Below are 16,430 nucleotides of genomic sequence, written 5' to 3'. Positions count from 1 at the left end.
GCCGGAATGGTTCGTATGGTTGGGGGATGGCGTCGGTCAGGGAGTTTCAGGTGACGTTCGACTGTGCGGATCCGGAGCGGGTGGCTCGGTTCTGGTGCGAGGTGCTGGGGTACGTCGTTCCGCCGGCGCCGCGCGGGTTTGCGAGCTGGGAGGAGTTCGATCGCTCGCTGCCGCCAGAGCAGCAGGGGTCGGCGTACGCGTGTGTTGATCCCAACGGGGTCGGACCGCGGCTGTTCTTCCAGCGGGTGCCCGAGGGCAAAGTGGTCAAGAATCGCGTGCACCTCGACGTACGCGTCGGCACCGGTCTGCGTGGCGAGGAGCGCCTGGCCGCGCTCGAGGCAGAGTGCGCGCGCCTGATCCCGCTCGGTGCGACACGCTTCCAGCTACTGGTCGCTGACGAGTTCAACGAGTCGTGCCTTGTCATGCAAGATGTCGAGGGCAACGAGTTCTGCCTCGACTGACCGGTGAGATCACCGGCGTCGCCGGCGAAGCCGAGCGCCAGATCGCCGGCTGCGCGTAACGTTCGTGCCACCACAGGCAGACTAGGTGCGTGACTGACCAACACAGCTTCGACTTCGGTGCTTATCAGCGGGCCGCGGCGCGGACCGGTGCGCCGATCGCGACCGATCATCCGATCGTCTACCCCACGTTGGGGCTGGTGAACGAAGCCGGAGAAGTCGCCGGGAAGGTGAAGAAGATCTTCCGCGACCGGCAGGGCGTCATCACCGATGCTGACCGCGAAGCGCTGACGGGCGAACTGGGCGACGTGCTCTGGTACCTCTCCGAGTTGTGCACGCGGTTGGAGATCCGTCTCGAGGACGTCGCCACCCACAACATCGCCAAACTCGCCGACCGCGCGGCCCGCGGAGTCCTCGGCGGCGACGGCGACCAGCGCTGAGACGCAGTACCAAAGCTGTCGTCAGGTGCGGAATGCGTCGGCGGCCTTCTGAACCTCGGTTTTTTGGTCCTGCCAGAACGGGTCGTTTGCGGATCCGGGTGCGTCGGTGCTCCCGATGCGGCCGTCCAGTTGCTCGCGGACGATGTCGGCATGACCGGCGTGCTGGGTCGTGTCCGCGAGCACCCGGATGAGGAGCACGCCCAGCGTTGTGTCGCGCCGGCCTTCGGGCCAGTGGGCGACGTACCCGGGGGTGTCGAGGTCGAGTACGGTGACGGTCGCGTCGGAGTGGGCGCAGGCCTGTTGGTAGACGCGCACGATGTACTCCGTCGACTCGTCGGGCGTGGCCCACATGTCGATCTCGGCGTACGGGTCGTCGCGGAACCACGACGGCCGCTCGACCGGCGGCCGCCCGAACGATTCACCGAGGTACCCATACTCGATGCCGGCCAGATGCTTCACCAGCCCGAGCAGGTTCGTCCCGGTCGGAGTCATCGGCCGCCGAACGTCGTACTCCGACAAACCGTCCAACTTCCCGAGCATCGTCACCCGCCCACCACGCAGCACCCGAAGCAACTCACCTTTGACGTCCACCATCAGAACCTACGCCGTACGGCGCGAGTCTGGCTGGGGGTTACTCGCCTGTTTGGCCGTCGAGGGATTGGCGGAGGAGGTCGGCGTGGCCGATGTGGCGGGCGTATTCCTCGATGACGTGGGTGAGGATGAAGCGTACGTCGGTGGCGCCGAACTCGGGGTTGGGTTCGAGGCGGGCGACGTTCTCGGTGGCGTGGGTGAAGACCGCTCGGGAGTCGTCGCACGCGGACAGGTAGTCGGCGTACACGTCTTTTGCTGGAGTCGGGTCTGACTCGTCGAACCATTCGTCGCCGTCGGCGGTCGTTGAAGTCAGGTATGGGAAGAAGCGCGGCGTCGTACCTGCGAGTCGGTGTTGTAGCCAGTAGCGCTCGACGCCCTGGAGGTGGCGCATCAGGTCGAGCAGGTTCAACGACGACGGCGGCACCGACCGCTGCCGCAGCTGAGCCTCCGTGAGACCGGCGCATTTCCACAGGAACGTCGCGCGGTGATAGTCGAGGTTCGACGCGATGACCTCCACCCACGAACCAGCCACCACCCGCGTCGGCCTGACGATGTTCTCGATCACGCTGTCGTCCTCTCGGTCCAGTTACCTGTCCGATGTCCGAACCACGCGCGGATCGACAACACCACCGGCTCAATATTCGATGAGACCGCCGACCTCGACCTGTGGGACGTGACCGGTGGGCGGCGAGGAGACACCCAGAGCGATCCCGACATCGACCAGCGCGGACCGGCGCAGCGTGGGGACGACGTCCAGCGGGGTCCAGACGGACTCGGCTGTTTCGCCGTTCGGTTCCGGGCGGATGGTGCCGGCGGTGATGCGGACGGCGTAGAAGATGCCGATGTTCTGGTGGTCCTCGTCGCCGGGGATGCGTCGCAGGGCGGCAGGAATGACGCGCGAGTCGACACCGAGCAGACGCTCGACGACCGACTCGTACCCCGTCTCCTCAGCGACCTCACGCGTGACGGTGTCGAACGGGTCCTCGCACGGTTCGACACCTCCGCCCGGCAATGTCCACAAGGTCCGGTCCTCGTACGGCGAGACGTACCGCGCCAGCAGCACTCGCCCACCCTCGAGGCACACCGCATAAGCAGCCACCCGTCGACTCATCCCCGGACCCTAACCCGAACAGGATCTCAACCGAGACGATCGTGAGCGTGAGTACTTCCAGCGGACCCCGAGTTTTCCCCACTATGCACACCGTGGTTGTGGATAAAGTCGCACTTCTCCGGGACGCACCGTTGCCGGGAGCAATTGAAAATGGTTCAGCTGTGGACGGATCAGGTCAGCGACTGGCCTGAAGTTCGCGCTTGATCCGGCTGTGATGAGCCGTCAGTAGCGTCGGCGTCGTGTGGTCACCCGGCCACACGAGGGGCACTACTCGGGAGGATCTCGATGAAGAAACTCGCGGCCTTGCTGGCTGGTCTGGTCGTGGCGGCCGGTGGCGTGTACGCCATCGCGGCGCCGGCCCAGGCGGACGACTGCGGCGGTACCTACACGATCGTTGTCGGCGGCACCGGTGACAACGACTCGAACGCGCCGTACTGGACGGGGAACATCAGCCAGCGCGTCGGGTACCCGGCCCAGCCGATCGGTGTGAACGCGCGCCAGGGGGTCAACGAGCTCAACCGGCTGATCCGCGACCACCGCAACGCCTGCCCGGGCCAGCACGTGAAGGCGGTCGGGTTCTCGCTCGGCGCCGCGGTCGTGCACACCTGGGTCACGGAGAACTGGCAGACCTTCGACAACGTCAACGCGGTCCTGATCGCGGATCCCAAGCGGAAAGCGGGTCCGGGTAACGCGGGCGCCGCGGCGCACCCGCTCGTCGCCCCGGTCGTCGGCGCGCCGCTCGCCGGCGCGGACGACTTCTTCGGGAACGTCCCGGTGCTGACGCTCTGCACCAACGACATCATCTGCGACATCAACGCGAGCTCCGGCCTGCCCGGGTACCTGTGGGAGAACCGGCACGGCAACTACAACTTCAACGTGGACGTCTACACCGACGACGCCCGCGGCCAATGGTTCAACGGCGTCTACATCCCCTGACGGACTCCTGGTACTGCGGGCATCGGCGCGATGTCCGCAGGACCAGCACCTGCCGCGCCACGGCGGGTGCCGAAGCGGAATAGGTTCGACGACGGCGGGGGTTGGATGGGGTATGACACTTGAGATCGGGGTGATTCTGCCGACGTCTTCGCCGGAGGCCGGGCGGGCGATTCTGGGGGATGTCCGGGAGAGTGCGCGGTACGCCGAGCAGGTCGGGCTCGACTCGGTGTGGTCGACGGATCATCTGGTGGCGAGTGCGCCGATGTTGGACAGTTCCGTCGTACTGGCGACTGCGGCAGCCGTCACCGAGCGGATCACGGTCGGGTACAACGTGATGTTGCTGGCGTTGCGGCCGGTCGCGTGGGCGGCGAAGCAGATCAACACGTTGCAGCTGGTGTCGAACGACCGGCTCGTCCTCGGGGTCGGCACCGGGAACCCGGCGCACGGTGATGCCGGGTGGCGGGCGGCCGGTGTGGAGTTCTCCGAGCGCGGGCGGCTGACGGACGAGGCTCTCGCCGTACTGCCGGATCTGATCGCGGGTAGGCCCGCAACCCTCGGCTCGGGCGTCGAGGTAACGCTCTCCCCCGGATCCAAGGTGCCGCCGATCTTCGTCGCCGGCAGTGGAGCGCGTGCCCATCGCCGGGCCGCACGGTACGGCGATGGCTGGGCAACGATCGCGCAGTCGCCGGATGAGGTACGGACGAACCTCGCGAGCATCAACGAACTCGCGAACAACAAGACGCTCAAGGCAACTGTCGTCGCCCCACAGCTCGACGGCGATCCGCTCGAGCAGCTGGCGGCGTACGAGGAGGCCGGCGTCGAGCGCATCATCCTCCCGCCGAGCGGTGACTGGCGCCGCGACTACGACGCGGCCGCCGAGCTTCGCGCCAAGCACCACAGCTGACGAATGGGCTGGAGGAGCGGAGGCCAATTGGCCCTGTCCCCCTCGGGCTGCCGTGGGAAGACTGGGCGGCACCGCGATCTGAGGATGTGAACGATGTACGTGCCCGCGCATTTCGCCGGTGACGACGCGGCGGTTCAGGAACTGTTGGCGCAGCACGGCGCCGCGGACCTGGTGACGATGACGCCGGACGGCTTGATGGCGACCATGCTGCCCTTCATCCACGACCCCGAACGCAACGTGCTGCTGGGGCACCTGGCACGGAACAACGAGCACTGGCAGCAGCCGGTCATCGGCGAGGCGTTGGTGATCATGCGCGGCCCGGACGCCTACGTCTCGCCGACCTGGTACGCGTCCAAGCAGGAGCACGGTCGCGTGGTGCCGACGTGGAACTACATCACGGCCCACATCCACGGCACCCTCACCGTGCACGACGATCCCGTCTGGGTGGAGGACGTCGTACGGCGGCTCTCGGACCTGCACGAGGCGGGGCGGGCCGAACCATGGTCGGTGGACGACGCGCCGGCGAAGTACGTGAGTGGGCAGCTGCGCGCGATCGTCGGTGTGGAGCTGGCGATCACCCGGATCGAGGCCAAGTTCAAGCTCAGCCAGAACCGGCCGGAGGCTGACGTCGACGGCGTGATCGACGGTCTCCGCGCGGACGGCAAGGAGCAGGTAGCGGCGGCGGTCGACCACTTCCGCCCCTGATCACCCGCGGCCTCCATCTGATGCGTGTCTGGATCCCGGTGCCGCCTTGACCTTGACCTTCGGGGCAAGGTTTATGCTCGGCGGCGTGTCTGGGGTTGTGGTGGTCGGAGTCGGGCTGGGGGTCGGGGTCGCGGTGGCGCGGCGGTTCGTGCGGGAGGGAATGAGCGCCGGATTGATCGCGCGCTCGGAGGCGACGGTGCAGTCCGCTGCCAAGGAGCTCGGGTCGGCCGACGTACTTCCGCTGACCGCGGACGTGACCGACGAGGACGGGCTGCGCGCCGCCCTCGATCGGGTGGTCGCCGCGTACGGCGTACCTGAGGTGGTCGTGTACAACGCAGCGGTCGTTCAGGCGGACCGGGTCGGTGACCTGACCGCGCAGCAGCATCTCGACGCGTGGGCGGTGAACGTCGTCGGAGCGATCACCACGGCGGCTCACGTCGCGCCGGCGATGGCTGAGCGTGGCAGCGGGTCGTTCCTCATCACCGGTGGGATGCCGCTGCCGAAGCCGGAGTACGCCAGCCTCTCGCTGGGCAAAGCCGGCGTACGCACGCTGGTCACGCTCCTGGATCAGCAGTACGGCGCGGCGGGGGTGCACGCCGCGAGTGTGACGATCGCCGGCGGAGTCGCGCCGGGGAGCGGGTGGGACCCGGACGAGATCGCCACGCACTACTGGCGTCTGCACGCCCAGAGCCCGGCCGACTGGGTGCACGAGCTCGTGATCTGAACGGTCGCAATCAAACTGTTGCCCGAGACCGCGGGTGAGCTCCGGTACAGCCGCCTGGGACTACACCGTCTAGGCCTTGAGTAGCCCGCGCTTGAACGCCTCGGCGACGGCTGACGCGCGGTCCGGGGCGTTGAGTTTGGCGTAGATGTTCAGCAGGTGGGTCTTCACGGTCGCCTCGCTGATGAACAGGTGCGCGGCGATCTCCCGGTTGGTGTTGCCGGCGGCTACCCATTCGATGACCTCGAGCTCACGAGGGCTCAGGATGTCCGGCGTCGGCGGCGTCCGGACGTGGTTCATCAACGTGTTCGCCACCGACGGAGCGAGCACCGACTTCCCCTCGGCGGCCGACCGGACGGCCCGCAGCAGCTCGTCCCGCGGCGCGTCCTTGAGCAGGTACCCCGTAGCGCCGGCCTCGATCGCGGGGACGACGTACCCATCGGTGTCGTACGTCGTCAGCACGAGCACCCGTGACGGCACGCCGCGGTCGGTGAGTTCGCCGATCGCGGCGAGGCCGTTCGTGCCGGGCATCTGCAGGTCCATCAGGATCACGTCCGGCCGCAACGCCTCGGCCAACCGGATCGCCTCGGCGCCGTCGCTCGCCTGGCCGACCACCTCGAACTCGGGCTCGGCCGCGAACATCCCGCTCAGCCCGTCGCGCACCACCGGATGGTCGTCGGCGATCAGTAGCCGAATCATGCCGACGCCCCGCGGGTCGGGACGGTCGCCGAGATCGCCGTACCGAGGCCCGGCTCGGACTCGACCTCGAGGGTCCCGTTCAGCGCCTCGACCCGCTGCCGCATCGCGACCAGCCCGAACCCGCCCGCTTCCGACGACGGCGTGGTCCGGGACGGGTCGAACCCGACTCCGTCGTCACGAACGTCCACCGCGACCTCCTTCTGCATGTAGGACAGCGTCACACCCACCCGGCTCGCCTGCGCGTACTTCGCCACGTTCGCCAGCGCCTCCTGGGTCGCCCGCAGCAGCGTGGACTCGGCCTCGGGCGTCATCACCCGGGGTGTACCGGTCGTGGTCAGCTGCGCGTCGATCCCGTGCAGGGCCGACCATCGTCGTACGACGTCCGCGATCGCCGCGCTCAGCGTGGCCGACTGGAGGGGCAACGGGCGGAGCGCGTGCACCGAGCGCCGCGCCTCGGTCAGGCTGTCGCGGGCGAGACCGACCGCGGTCGTCACGTGCCGGCGCCAGTCCTCGGACGTTTCGGCGGCCTGGAGCTGCGTGACGATCCCGGTCAGTCCTTGCGCGAGCGTGTCGTGGATCTCGCGTGCCATCCGCTGCCGCTCGTCGATCACGCCCGCCTCGCGGGCCTGGGTCAGCAGCTGGTCGTGCAGCTCCGCGTTCTCGGCGAGCGTGGCCTCGAGCCGGCGGTTGGTCTCGGTGAGCGCGTCGACCGCTTCCTTGCGCTGCTGGCTGAGGACATCGCTGCGCTGGCCGAGCCACGAGGCCAGGCACATCCCGACCACGTTCACCGCGATCACCGCGGCACAGCCGAGCAGACCGAGCAGGTTCGTCTTCGGGATGTCGTACGACTGCGCGATGCCGGCGAGCACCGCGACCGCGCTGATGCCGACCAGCTCGCCCGGCCACGGCAACAGGCCGAACGTGTAGAAGTACCCGGCCGGGGTGAGGAACCCGAACCACGGGTCCCGCACCACCAGGACGGCGAGCACCAGCACGAACCCGACGATGAAGACGACGATCCAGCGAGTGCCGGTACGCCGGGCCGGGCGGAGCGTGAACATCACGAGCATCCAGAGCCCGAGTACCGCGCACAGCACCAGGTCGACGGTGAGCGATCCGGGCTCGTCACGCTTGATCAGGACGGTGACCGCGGCGACGGCGGTGAGAAGCACGTACGGGACAACCGTCAGCCGCAGCGGCCAGGCCTGCTCACTCATGTCACTTAGTGAACACCGAGCGGAGGTGCTTGCCGTTCACCAGCAGTACGACGCCGAGCAGCAGCAGTCCACAGACCGCCTGCTCGCCCTTCAGCCAGAGCGGGAAGGTGCCGGGCAGCGCGATGATCACCACGATCGCGGTGAGCATCGCCGCCGAGACGATCCGGAGCCGGAGGAACCCCTTCCGGGAGCCCCGGGCTGAGCGGCGGGCGAACAGGAACGTCAGCGCGGAGCTGCCGACCACGATCGTGCCGCGGACCCAGACCGCGTCGGTGACGATCGCCGGGTGGTTGCGCAGGGCAATGATGGCGATCAGCGTCAGGACGCTGATCGCGAGGTAGCCGGCCGCCAGCAGTTGTACGCTCCGCAACGCGGCGGTGCTCCGCGGGTGCCCGACGTCGACGGTGGTCATGGTGGAGGTCCTTTCGCGGTGTTGTCGGTACTACGACTCTCGCGTCCGGACCCCGCTCGGCACATCGCCCGGCCGGCTCCATCCGACTCCACCGATCGGTTGATCCGCAGCCTCGGTCAGGCACACGATCGTTGCCCCGAGCGCCTTCCTTCCGTGTCAGTTTGTGCACGGACTGTCACGAACTGTCACGGACAGTTTGCGGCTGCGTGCAGATGTCCGGACGGGTCTGGCGGCGGTGGGAGCGCGCGGTTGATCGTCAAGTCAGGAAAAAGCGACGTCGAGAAGAGTTCCGAGGCAGCCGGTCGACCACGGGAGGGTCCGGTACGCGTGCTCGAGACCTATCGCGGTATTCCACACCTGTTCGACACCTGGCTCGTGCTCACCGGCATGACCCTGCCGGTCGCGCTTTCGGCGCTGCGGCGCCCGGGCGACCTGATCCCACGGTTCGCGGCGTTCTGCGTACCGGCGGCCTTCGCACTGGTGATCGCGGCGACGCTGAGCCCGACCGCGCACCGCCTCGGCGAGATCGGCCAATGCGGGACGCACCTGACCACCACCGGCGGACTGACCTCGCTCCAGGGGCTGCTGAACGTCCTGCTGTTCGTCCCGGCCGCGGGCATGCTCACGCTGGCCAGCGGCCGGCCGGGTGACGGCATCGCCGCCGGGATCGGGATGTCGGCCGCGGTCGAGGCGGTCCAGGCGCTGCTTCCACAGCTCGGCCGCTCCTGCCAGCTGCACGACCTGATCGCGAACTCGCTCGGCACGTTCTGCGGCGTCGGTCTCGCGGCCGGTCTGCAGGCCCTGAACCGTAGCCTGGCACTGCGTCCGCGGCACCTGGTGGTCAGCCCGTCCGTCGTCGAGCACGCCGCGCTGCTCGTCGTACGGCGGCCGCGCTCTCCGGCTCGTCATCGGCGCGGGACGTTGGTACCGCCGAACCGGCCGGGAGCGGTCAGATATCACAGAACGAATACACAGTTATCCGGATAGTTATCCACAGGCTGTGGATAGAGCCGTGGATGGCCGCGTGATTACCTGGGGATATCCACAGCTCACGGTCTGACGTCGAGCCCGAGGGAGGCGGCGACGACCATCGCCTGGGTCATGTCGATCCGGGCATCCCGCAGCGTGACGGTCAGCGGGTCGAGGGTGGACAGGTCCGAGCCGCGCAGGTCGGCGCCGGTGAAATCGGCGCGCTGGAGTGCCGCGCCGGACAGGTCGAGGTCGCGGAGCGTGGCCTTGGCGGCCCGGATCCCGGTCAGCTCGGCCTCTCGCAGCTTCACCCCGGTGAACTCGGTGCCCTTCAGGTCCGCGCCGGGCAGCGCGGTGAACGACCAGTCCCCGCCGGACACCTTCAACAGGTTGAAGCTGCAGTCGTCGAAGAAGCTGCCGACGAACTTGCACCGGGTGAACGTGGTGTCGAACAGCGAGCACCGGACGAACGTGCAGTTCACGAACGCGGCGTCGGTATGCGTGGAGGCGTTGAACCGCACCCCGCGGAACGTGCACTCCTCGAACACCCCGCCGCGGTTCTCCACCTCGGTCAGGTCGGAATCCACGAACAACACCCGCTGGTACGTCTGACCGGACGGATCCGCGTCGTCCCACTCCCGGATCGTCGACTCGGTCGGCACTCCCGCTCGGCTCGCCATGCCCCCACCCTGCCACCCCGGGCCGACATAGGTCGTGACTGGTCACGACCCAGTTGTGATGGTGACGACGGAGAACGGTAGGCCGAACGACAACTACGGCCCGCACGATGGAGGGGTGACCGGAACTGAGCGGGTGATGGTGTTCGGCGCGGGAGGATTCCTCGGCGCCAGGATCTGCGCGCTGCTCGCCGACCGCGGGATCGAGTACCGCGGCCTGAGCCGGACCCGCAGCGAGCCGTACCGGCGCTGCGACCTGACCGCGATGCATCCGTACGCGCTGGACACCCAGATCGGGATGTACAAACCCACCGTGATCATCAACGCGGTCGGCGCCACGCTCGGTGAGTCAGCCGAGCTGGTCCGGGCGAACGTGATTGCCGTCGAGGCGCTGCTCGCCTCGGTCCGCGACCACGCGAACCATGCCCGCTTCGTCCAGCTCGGGACCGCGGCGGAGTACGGCGGTGCGCCGCACGGCACCAGCCTCGACGAGGCGGCCCCGCCCCGGCCGCTCGGTCCGTACGGCCTGACCAAACTGGCCGGCTCCGAACTCGTGCTCCGGGCGCAGCGGGCCGGCTTGGATGCCGTCGTACTGCGGATCTTCGACGTGATCGGGCCGGGATCTCCGCAGAGTACGTTGACCGGGCGGGTGATCCGGGACCTGCGGTCGCGGCAGCTGATCGAGGTCGGGTCGCTGGACGTGTGGCGTGACTTCGTCGACGTCCGGGACGTGGCCGAGGCGGTGCTCGCGGTCGCGCTCGCCGACGCCGCGTTGCCGCCGGTGCTGAACCTCGGGACCGGCCGGGCGACGCTGGCCCGGGACGTCGCCGGGCAATTGTTCGAGCTCAGCAGTCAGCCGGCGAGGGTGGTGGACGACGCCGACCAGGAGACCGCGCTCGGGGCGCCGTGGCAGCAGGCCGACATCACGCTGATCGGCAAGCACCTCGGCTGGTCGCCCAAGATCGCCCTCGACCAATCCCTGGTCGACAGTTGGGCGGCCACCCCCTAGGACACGCGTGTCCGGGCTTGGCGGAGGTTCGCGACACTAGGTCCGTGGAGATCCGCTCGATCTGTGAGGCCGCGCCCGACCGGCGACCCCCTGCGGTGAACGAGGACCTGGTGCTGACCGGTCCCGATTTCGCCCTCGTCCTGGATGGCGCCAGCGCTCCGCGCGTCCACGTCGACTCCGGCTGCCGGCACACCGTCGCGTGGCTCGTCATGCAGTTGGCGACCCAACTCGCGACTCCACTGCTCACCCACTCGTCCGCTCCGCTCACCGACCTGCTCGCCGACGCGATTACCGCGGTCCGCGCCTCGCACGCCGGCACCTGCGACGTGACCAACCCCGACAGCCCGTCGTCCACAGTCACGCTGGTGCGCCTCCACCCGGACCACGTGGAGCATCTCGTCCTGGCCGACTCCCCGATCGTGATGCGATCACCCAGCGGCCGGATCACCGTCCACAGCGACGACCGCATCGATCTCCTCCCCGAGCGAACGCTCGAGTTCGTCCGCCGGTCGCGCAATCAGCCCGGCGGCTTCTGGGTGGCGAGTACCGAGCCCAAAGCGGCGTACGAGGCGGTCACCGGGACGACGGACCGCGCCGACGTCGAAGCGATCGCGCTCCTCAGCGACGGCGCTTCGCGATACACCGAGCGCTACGGTCACTCCTGGGCCGACCTGCTCGACGTCCTCAGCACATTGGGTCCACGCGAACTCATCGACCGGGTCCGGGCCCACGACGCCACGTTCACCGGCCATGGCAAGCAGTACGACGATGCGAGCGTCGTACTACTTCAGCGTCCGTAGGTCGGGAACCCCTGCCCGGGGTACCGCGGCGCGTACTGCGGAGGCTCCAGCGGCTGTACGACGTCCTGGACCGGCCGCGGCGTCGCGCGTGTGTGCTGCCAGTCGGTGACCTGCAGCATCATCAGCGAAGCCCCGGCCGCGGCGACGATGAGCAGCACGGTCGCGACCGTGAACCCGATGTCCACACCCAGCGCGACCCGGACCATGAAGTCCTGCATGTCGTACAGGTCGGCGTACGGACCGTCCGTGTCGTCGGTCACCTGGACGAGGCGGACGAACCAGACGATGAAGCCGACCATCGCGAGCGATCCGCCGCCGACGAGGATCACCCAGAAGCCGGTCCACGCGGACCACCAGCCGTACAACAGGGTGCGCATCCGGCCGGACCGTGCGGCACCGAGCTGCTCCGGCGGCTCACTGGCTCGGGCGACGTCCTCGACGATCTGCAGCGGGTACCAGAACTGCACGATCGGGCAGAACCAGGCTCCGACGATCCAGCCGTGCGATCGCCGGTGTAGACCACGCATCGGGTCCGCCGGTCGCGGCGCGGCGGGTGAGTGCAGGAAGTCGGTGTTCTCGCGGGCCTGCCAGAGCCAGATCAGGAAGGCGATCCCGGTCCCCATCAAGAGGTAGCTGACCAGGTTCAGCAGCGGGCCCGAGCCGGAAACCGATTCGATGCCGCGGTCGAGTTCGTCCTCGGACAGCAGACCGTAGACGAAGCGCTTCACCTCGTCGTACGAGCGCCAGAGCAGCACCGACTGAATCACCGCCGCCACACAGGTCAGCCCCATCAGCACGATGCTCACGATCGCTACCGTCCGCAGCGGCCGATAGCGCGGCAGCGGCCCGTACGGCAGCGGCTGGAACGGGCCACTCCCCTGGTACGGCCACGGATACGGCTGCGTCACCCTTCCACCTCCCCGCAGCCAAGTTAACCCACGGCCGGATTCAGACTGCGGCGAATGCCTCCCGCACTGCCGGCGCAGCGAGCTCCCGCTCGGCCGCCGACAACCCGATCCGCGTCCGCCGATCCAGTACGTCGTCCTCGGTCAGCGCCCCTTCGTGCCGGACGGCGAACAGCAGCTCGGCGTACGTCGTCCGCAGCCCCGGCGCGATCGGGTCCTGCAACTCCGGCGGACCGGCGATCACCTGCGGCGCCTCGACGCCGTACCGCTGGACGAACCGCGCCGGCGCCTTCACCGTGGCCAACCGGACGCGGTCCGCAGCGCCGACGAGCGGGATGCGGTGCGTCTCGCAGGGGCGTCGTACGGCGAGCGTGGACTGCTCGAGCGCGGTGTCGAGGGCGTCCTGCGCCATCCGGCGGTACGTCGTCAGCTTGCCGCCGACGATCGTCACCACGCCGTCCGGACTGGTGATCACCGCGTGCCGCCGGGAGATGTCGGCGGACTGGTCTTCGCCCTTGTGGTGACCGGTGTCGAGCAGCGGGCGCAGACCGGCGTACGTGCCGAGGAGGTCCGTGCGGGTCACCGGCTGCTGCACGGCCGCACTGATCGTGTTCAGCAGGAAGTCGATCTCCGCGTCGGTCGCGTGCGGTACGTCGCTCACCGGGCCCGGCGCCTCCTCGTCCGTGAGGCCGACGTACACCCGGTCGTCGGGAGCCGGGATCGCCATCACCACGCGGCGCAGCTCGCCCGGGACGGGCACGGTGAGGATCGCGGACAGACCGCCGAAGACCGACTGCGGCAGCACCAGGTGGGTGCCCCGGCTCGGCCGGAGCTTGATGCCGGAGGCAACCTGATCGGCCCAGATCCCGGCCGCGTTGATCACGACCCGCGCGTCCACGTCGATGCGGTCGCCGGTCAGCTGGTCGACCAGCACGGCCCCGCGGCCGGTGACCTCGGTGGCCGCGACCCGGGTCAGGACGCGGGCGCCGTACTGCGCCGCGGTCCGGGCGATCGCGACGACCAGCCGGGCGTCGTCGTACAGCTGGCCGTCCCAGGTGAGGAAGCCGCCACGCAGGCCGTCCGGTCGCAGCGTGGGTGCGTACCGGAGCAGCTCGGCCGAACTCACGCGGCGGGAATGTGGCAGGTAATCGTCGCTGGTCCGGGCGAAGGTGCGCAGGATGTCGCCACCGAGGAACGCGGACCGCAGCATCGCGGCCTGCGCGAAACTTGCGTGTGGCAACCACGGCGCGATCTGCGGGATCGGGTGGACCAGGTGCGGAGCGGTCGTCTTCATCAGGATGCCGCGCTCGATCGCGCTCTCGTAGGCGATCCCGACGTGTCCGGAGACGAGGTACCGCAGGCCGCCGTGGACGAGCTTCGAGCTCCACCGGCTGGTCCCGAACGCGAGGTCGGTCTTCTCCACCAGGGCGACGCTCAGGCCGCGGGCGGCCGCGTCCAGTGCGACGCCGGCGCCGGTCACCCCGCCGCCGATCACGAGCACGTCGACCTCGGTCAGCGAGGCGAGCTCACGGGAACGCCGGGCCGCGTTCAGGCTGGCGTTCCCGAGGCTGATCATGGCCGGAGGTACCGATCGACCATCACGCGCAGCTCCTCGTCGAGCTTCGGGTACTCGTCCTTCTCCGCCATCACCGGCCCGGACACGGCCGACGCGAGCGCGATCAGGATGACCTGCCGCGCCAGCCAGACCGGATCGCCGTCACGGATCGAGTTGTCGGCCTGTCCCTGGCGGATGCCCTCCTCGAGCAGCGCGAGGTGCGCGACCGTGCTGCTGCCGCGGCGCTCCAGCAGGTACGGCGTGAGGAACTCGGGGTCGAGCTCGATGATCTTCCGCATCAACGGATGCACCCGGGTCTTCGCGACCACCTCGACGACACCCTCGACCAGGCGGGCCCGGCCGTCGGCGGCGTCCGGCTGGAACGCCGACACCAGCGCGATCGTCCACTCCCGGGTCATCAGTGCCGCGACCACGGCCTGCACGTTCGGCCAGCGCCGGTACAACGTGGCGCGGGAGACCTCGGCGTGCCGGGCGATATCGGCCATCGTCATCCGGCGCATCCCGATCGCGAGCAGCAGTTCGTAGGCCGCGTCCAGGATCCGCTCCTCGCCGATCGCGTTCGCGGGAGTGGGACGGCTACTGGTCTCCTGGTCCGGCTCACTGCTACGCTGAGACATCACGTGTCAGAGTGTATCAGCGACTCTGCCGTCCCGGAACTGTCGGCGGGAGATGGGAGCCAGGGGGTTCCACCTCCCGCCGACGCTACCTGTCCAGACCGCCGAAGGGGAGTCAGTGATGACCGAATCCGACCTCCCGGTGGTGCAACTCACGCCCGGCCGCTGGGGTGACCCGGCGCACCCGGTCGAGCTCCCGTCCGCCGCCGTCGACGCCCTCAAGCACCTCGGGGTACGTCGACCCGCCGGCCGAACCGTCGATCCGGTGGACCGCCCCGGACCGACCGCGACGCAACTGGCCTTCCTCACCGGCATCGTCGGGGACGACCACGTGGCGACCGACCTCGAGGCGCGCTGGGCGCACACCCGCGGCTACTCGACCACCGACCTGCTCCGGGACCGCGCCGGCGACACCTCCGACATGCCGGACGCGGTCGTCTACCCGGCGTCCCACGAGGAGGTCGCCGCGCTGCTCGCCGGCTGCGCCGCCGCCGGGCTCGCGGTGGTGCCGTACTCCGGAGGCACCTCGGTCGTCGGCGGCCTCGCCCCCGGGCGGCGCTTCGTCACCGTCGACCTGCGCCGTCTCGATCAACTCGTCGAGCTCGACGAGATCTCCCGCACGGCGACCTTGCAGGCCGGCGTCCGCGGCACGGCCGCCGAGGCGCTGCTCGCCGAGCGCGGCTACACGCTCGGGCACTTCCCGCAGTCCTACGAGGGTGCGTCGATCGGCGGGTACGCCGCCGCGCGGTCGAGCGGTCAGTCCTCGGCCGGGTACGGCAGGTTCGACCAGATGGTGGTCGGGCTGACACTCGCCACCCCGCGCGGCACGATCGAGCTCGGCCGGGCCCCGATGTCCGCGGCCGGTCCCGACCTGCGCCAACTCGTGCTCGGGTCCGAGGGCGCGTTCGGGATCATCACGTCGGTCGTCGTACGCATCCGGCCGCGTCCGACCGAGCGGCACTTCGAGGGGTGGCGGTTCGACACCTTTGATGCCGGGTTGACCGCCATGCGGCGACTCGCGCAGGACGGGCCGTTGCCGACCGTGCTCCGGCTCTCGGACGAGGCGGAGACCGCGGTGAACCTGGCCGACCCGGACGTGCTCGGCGGTGGATCCGGTGGGGTGCTCGCGATCACCGGCTTCGACGGTCCGTACAACCAGGCGACCGCCGATGTCCTGACGGCGGCGGGCGGCGAGAACCTCGGCGAAGGACCGGGCGAGACGTGGCGAGTCGGCCGGTATCGGGCGCCGTACCTGCGTGATCCGCTGCTCGACGAGGGCGCGTTGGTGGAGACGCTGGAGACCGCGGCGTTCTGGTCGCGCATCCCGGCGCTCAAGGTGGCCGTCAACGAGGCGCTGGTCGGTGCGCTGAGCGCGACACCGCCGTTGGTGCTGTGCCACGTCTCCCACGTCTATGAGACGGGTGCGTCGCTGTACTTCACCGTGATCTGCGCCCAGAGCGACGATCCGGTCGCCCAGTGGCGATCAGCGAAGGCCGCGGCCAACCAGGCAATCGCCACGGCCGGCGGCACGATCTCTCACCACCACGGCGTCGGCACCGACCACCGCGACGCCTACGCCACCGAAATCGGCCCCTTGGCCGTCGAGGCCCTCCGAGCGGTCAAACACACCCTCGACCCCGACGCGATCCTGAACCCAGGCATCCTGCTCGCCGAAGACTGACGGCC

20 protein-coding genes are annotated in these 16,430 nt (G+C 69.3%); 10 read left to right on the top strand and 10 right to left on the bottom strand.

All coding sequences use genetic code 11. The features are described 5' to 3' along the window. Positions 1-26: 26 nt before the first annotated feature. Positions 27-461 (top strand): VOC family protein, encoded by a 435-nt coding sequence (locus ACFYRH_RS05240; RefSeq protein ID WP_387768404.1) that lies wholly within the window; start codon positions 27-29, stop codon positions 459-461. An 89-nt stretch (positions 462-550) separates the two neighbouring features. Beyond that, positions 551-898: a nucleoside triphosphate pyrophosphohydrolase family protein gene (locus tag ACFYRH_RS05235; RefSeq protein ID WP_387768401.1), complete on the top strand. Its 348-nt coding sequence runs from the start codon at positions 551-553 to the stop codon at positions 896-898. 21 nt (positions 899-919) lie between these two features. Here the strand turns inward: ACFYRH_RS05235 and ACFYRH_RS05230 are convergent, their stop codons facing one another. The 3 genes from ACFYRH_RS05230 to ACFYRH_RS05220 all read right to left on the bottom strand — a co-directional run bounded on the left by ACFYRH_RS05230 (position 920) and on the right by ACFYRH_RS05220 (position 2,600). After that, positions 920-1,492, bottom strand: a complete 573-nt coding sequence (locus tag ACFYRH_RS05230) for a DinB family protein (protein WP_387768398.1) — start codon at positions 1,490-1,492, stop codon at positions 920-922. 37 nt (positions 1,493-1,529) lie between these two features. Next, positions 1,530-2,054 (bottom strand): DinB family protein, encoded by a 525-nt coding sequence (locus ACFYRH_RS05225; protein WP_387768395.1) that lies wholly within the window; start codon positions 2,052-2,054, stop codon positions 1,530-1,532. A gap of 69 nt (positions 2,055-2,123) precedes the next feature. Continuing rightward, entirely contained in the window at positions 2,124-2,600 is a 477-nt protein-coding gene (locus ACFYRH_RS05220) for an NUDIX hydrolase (protein ID WP_387768392.1), read from the bottom strand. A gap of 285 nt (positions 2,601-2,885) precedes the next feature. Between ACFYRH_RS05220 and ACFYRH_RS05215 the strand changes: the two genes are divergently transcribed. The 4 genes from ACFYRH_RS05215 to ACFYRH_RS05200 all read left to right on the top strand — a co-directional run bounded on the left by ACFYRH_RS05215 (position 2,886) and on the right by ACFYRH_RS05200 (position 5,869). After that, on the top strand, positions 2,886-3,536 hold the full coding sequence (locus ACFYRH_RS05215) for a cutinase family protein (RefSeq protein ID WP_387768389.1): 651 nt from the start codon (positions 2,886-2,888) through the stop codon (positions 3,534-3,536). Between the two features lie 112 nt (positions 3,537-3,648). After that, complete coding sequence (locus ACFYRH_RS05210) at positions 3,649-4,440, top strand: LLM class flavin-dependent oxidoreductase (protein WP_387768386.1); 792 nt, start codon at positions 3,649-3,651, stop codon at positions 4,438-4,440. Positions 4,441-4,533: 93 nt separating this feature from the next. Next, on the top strand, positions 4,534-5,145 hold the full coding sequence (locus ACFYRH_RS05205; protein ID WP_387768384.1) for an FMN-binding negative transcriptional regulator: 612 nt from the start codon (positions 4,534-4,536) through the stop codon (positions 5,143-5,145). A gap of 85 nt (positions 5,146-5,230) precedes the next feature. Then, positions 5,231-5,869 carry an SDR family NAD(P)-dependent oxidoreductase gene (locus ACFYRH_RS05200; RefSeq protein WP_387768381.1) on the top strand — a complete coding sequence of 213 codons (639 nt, stop codon included), beginning with the start codon at positions 5,231-5,233 and terminating at the stop codon, positions 5,867-5,869. 69 nt (positions 5,870-5,938) lie between these two features. Here ACFYRH_RS05200 and ACFYRH_RS05195 read toward each other — a convergent pair whose 3' ends face one another. From ACFYRH_RS05195 to ACFYRH_RS05185, 3 genes are read right to left on the bottom strand one after another with little or no spacing between them, the layout of a single operon-like run. Then, entirely contained in the window at positions 5,939-6,565 is a 627-nt protein-coding gene (locus tag ACFYRH_RS05195; RefSeq protein WP_387768378.1) for a response regulator, read from the bottom strand. Beyond that, on the bottom strand, positions 6,562-7,782 hold the full coding sequence (locus tag ACFYRH_RS05190; protein ID WP_387768375.1) for a sensor histidine kinase: 1,221 nt from the start codon (positions 7,780-7,782) through the stop codon (positions 6,562-6,564). The genes ACFYRH_RS05195 and ACFYRH_RS05190 overlap by 4 nt, the downstream gene beginning before the upstream one ends. A 1-nt stretch (position 7,783) precedes the next feature. Continuing rightward, positions 7,784-8,194, bottom strand: coding sequence for a hypothetical protein (locus tag ACFYRH_RS05185; RefSeq protein ID WP_387768372.1), 411 nt, complete (start codon positions 8,192-8,194; stop codon positions 7,784-7,786). A gap of 327 nt (positions 8,195-8,521) precedes the next feature. Here ACFYRH_RS05185 and ACFYRH_RS05180 point away from each other — a divergent pair, with 327 nt between their 5' ends. Then, entirely contained in the window at positions 8,522-9,181 is a 660-nt protein-coding gene (locus ACFYRH_RS05180; RefSeq protein ID WP_387768369.1) for a VanZ family protein, read from the top strand. Between the two features lie 62 nt (positions 9,182-9,243). Here ACFYRH_RS05180 and ACFYRH_RS05175 read toward each other — a convergent pair whose 3' ends face one another. Further along, positions 9,244-9,843: a pentapeptide repeat-containing protein gene (locus ACFYRH_RS05175; RefSeq protein ID WP_387768366.1), complete on the bottom strand. Its 600-nt coding sequence runs from the start codon at positions 9,841-9,843 to the stop codon at positions 9,244-9,246. Between the two features lie 115 nt (positions 9,844-9,958). On the opposite strand from ACFYRH_RS05175, the gene ACFYRH_RS05170 reads away from it, so the two are divergent. Both ACFYRH_RS05170 and ACFYRH_RS05165 read left to right on the top strand, forming a co-directional pair. Then, positions 9,959-10,849 (top strand): NAD-dependent epimerase/dehydratase family protein, encoded by an 891-nt coding sequence (locus ACFYRH_RS05170; RefSeq protein ID WP_387768363.1) that lies wholly within the window; start codon positions 9,959-9,961, stop codon positions 10,847-10,849. A gap of 44 nt (positions 10,850-10,893) precedes the next feature. Then, positions 10,894-11,649 (top strand): protein phosphatase 2C domain-containing protein, encoded by a 756-nt coding sequence (locus tag ACFYRH_RS05165; RefSeq protein ID WP_387768360.1) that lies wholly within the window; start codon positions 10,894-10,896, stop codon positions 11,647-11,649. On the opposite strand, the gene ACFYRH_RS05160 is transcribed toward ACFYRH_RS05165, so the two are convergent. The 3 genes from ACFYRH_RS05160 to ACFYRH_RS05150 are packed head-to-tail and all read right to left on the bottom strand — an operon-like array spanning position 11,637 to position 14,747. Next, on the bottom strand, positions 11,637-12,557 hold the full coding sequence (locus ACFYRH_RS05160) for a DUF4328 domain-containing protein (RefSeq protein WP_387768357.1): 921 nt from the start codon (positions 12,555-12,557) through the stop codon (positions 11,637-11,639). The two genes, ACFYRH_RS05165 and ACFYRH_RS05160, sit on opposite strands and share 13 nt — an antisense overlap. Positions 12,558-12,597: 40 nt before the next feature. Further along, positions 12,598-14,130: a glycerol-3-phosphate dehydrogenase/oxidase gene (locus ACFYRH_RS05155; RefSeq protein WP_387768354.1), complete on the bottom strand. Its 1,533-nt coding sequence runs from the start codon at positions 14,128-14,130 to the stop codon at positions 12,598-12,600. After that, entirely contained in the window at positions 14,127-14,747 is a 621-nt protein-coding gene (locus ACFYRH_RS05150) for a TetR/AcrR family transcriptional regulator (RefSeq protein ID WP_387768351.1), read from the bottom strand. The genes ACFYRH_RS05155 and ACFYRH_RS05150 overlap by 4 nt, the downstream gene beginning before the upstream one ends. A 118-nt stretch (positions 14,748-14,865) precedes the next feature. Between ACFYRH_RS05150 and ACFYRH_RS05145 the strand changes: the two genes are divergently transcribed. After that, the gene (locus ACFYRH_RS05145; RefSeq protein ID WP_387768348.1) at positions 14,866-16,425 is read left to right on the top strand and encodes an FAD-binding oxidoreductase; all 1,560 of its coding nucleotides are present in this window, start codon (positions 14,866-14,868) and stop codon (positions 16,423-16,425) included. The last annotated feature ends 5 nt before the right edge of the window (positions 16,426-16,430 follow it).

Origin of the sequence: Kribbella sp. NPDC004875 (assembly GCF_042873375.1) — a bacterium.
Taxonomy (GTDB): domain Bacteria; phylum Actinomycetota; class Actinomycetes; order Propionibacteriales; family Kribbellaceae; genus Kribbella.
This window is presented reverse-complemented; position numbering and strand designations above follow the sequence as displayed.

Bases quoted from the DNA above. Each gene is read 5' to 3' on its own strand.
- ACFYRH_RS05175 (WP_387768366.1), bottom strand. From the start codon at position 9,843: ATGGCGAGCCGAGCGGGAGTGCCGACCGAGTCGACGATCCGGGAGTGG.
- ACFYRH_RS05220 (WP_387768392.1), bottom strand. From the start codon at position 2,600: ATGAGTCGACGGGTGGCTGCTTATGCGGTGTGCCTCGAGGGTGGGCGA.
- ACFYRH_RS05190 (WP_387768375.1), bottom strand. From the start codon at position 7,782: ATGAGTGAGCAGGCCTGGCCGCTGCGGCTGACGGTTGTCCCGTACGTG.
- ACFYRH_RS05185 (WP_387768372.1), bottom strand. From the start codon at position 8,194: ATGACCACCGTCGACGTCGGGCACCCGCGGAGCACCGCCGCGTTGCGG.
- ACFYRH_RS05155 (WP_387768354.1), bottom strand. From the start codon at position 14,130: ATGATCAGCCTCGGGAACGCCAGCCTGAACGCGGCCCGGCGTTCCCGT.
- ACFYRH_RS05215 (WP_387768389.1), top strand. From the start codon at position 2,886: ATGAAGAAACTCGCGGCCTTGCTGGCTGGTCTGGTCGTGGCGGCCGGT.
- ACFYRH_RS05210 (WP_387768386.1), top strand. From the start codon at position 3,649: ATGACACTTGAGATCGGGGTGATTCTGCCGACGTCTTCGCCGGAGGCC.
- ACFYRH_RS05150 (WP_387768351.1), bottom strand. From the start codon at position 14,747: ATGTCTCAGCGTAGCAGTGAGCCGGACCAGGAGACCAGTAGCCGTCCC.
- ACFYRH_RS05240 (WP_387768404.1), top strand. From the start codon at position 27: ATGGCGTCGGTCAGGGAGTTTCAGGTGACGTTCGACTGTGCGGATCCG.
- ACFYRH_RS05145 (WP_387768348.1), top strand. From the start codon at position 14,866: ATGACCGAATCCGACCTCCCGGTGGTGCAACTCACGCCCGGCCGCTGG.
- ACFYRH_RS05195 (WP_387768378.1), bottom strand. From the start codon at position 6,565: ATGATTCGGCTACTGATCGCCGACGACCATCCGGTGGTGCGCGACGGG.
- ACFYRH_RS05230 (WP_387768398.1), bottom strand. From the start codon at position 1,492: ATGGTGGACGTCAAAGGTGAGTTGCTTCGGGTGCTGCGTGGTGGGCGG.
- ACFYRH_RS05205 (WP_387768384.1), top strand. From the start codon at position 4,534: ATGTACGTGCCCGCGCATTTCGCCGGTGACGACGCGGCGGTTCAGGAA.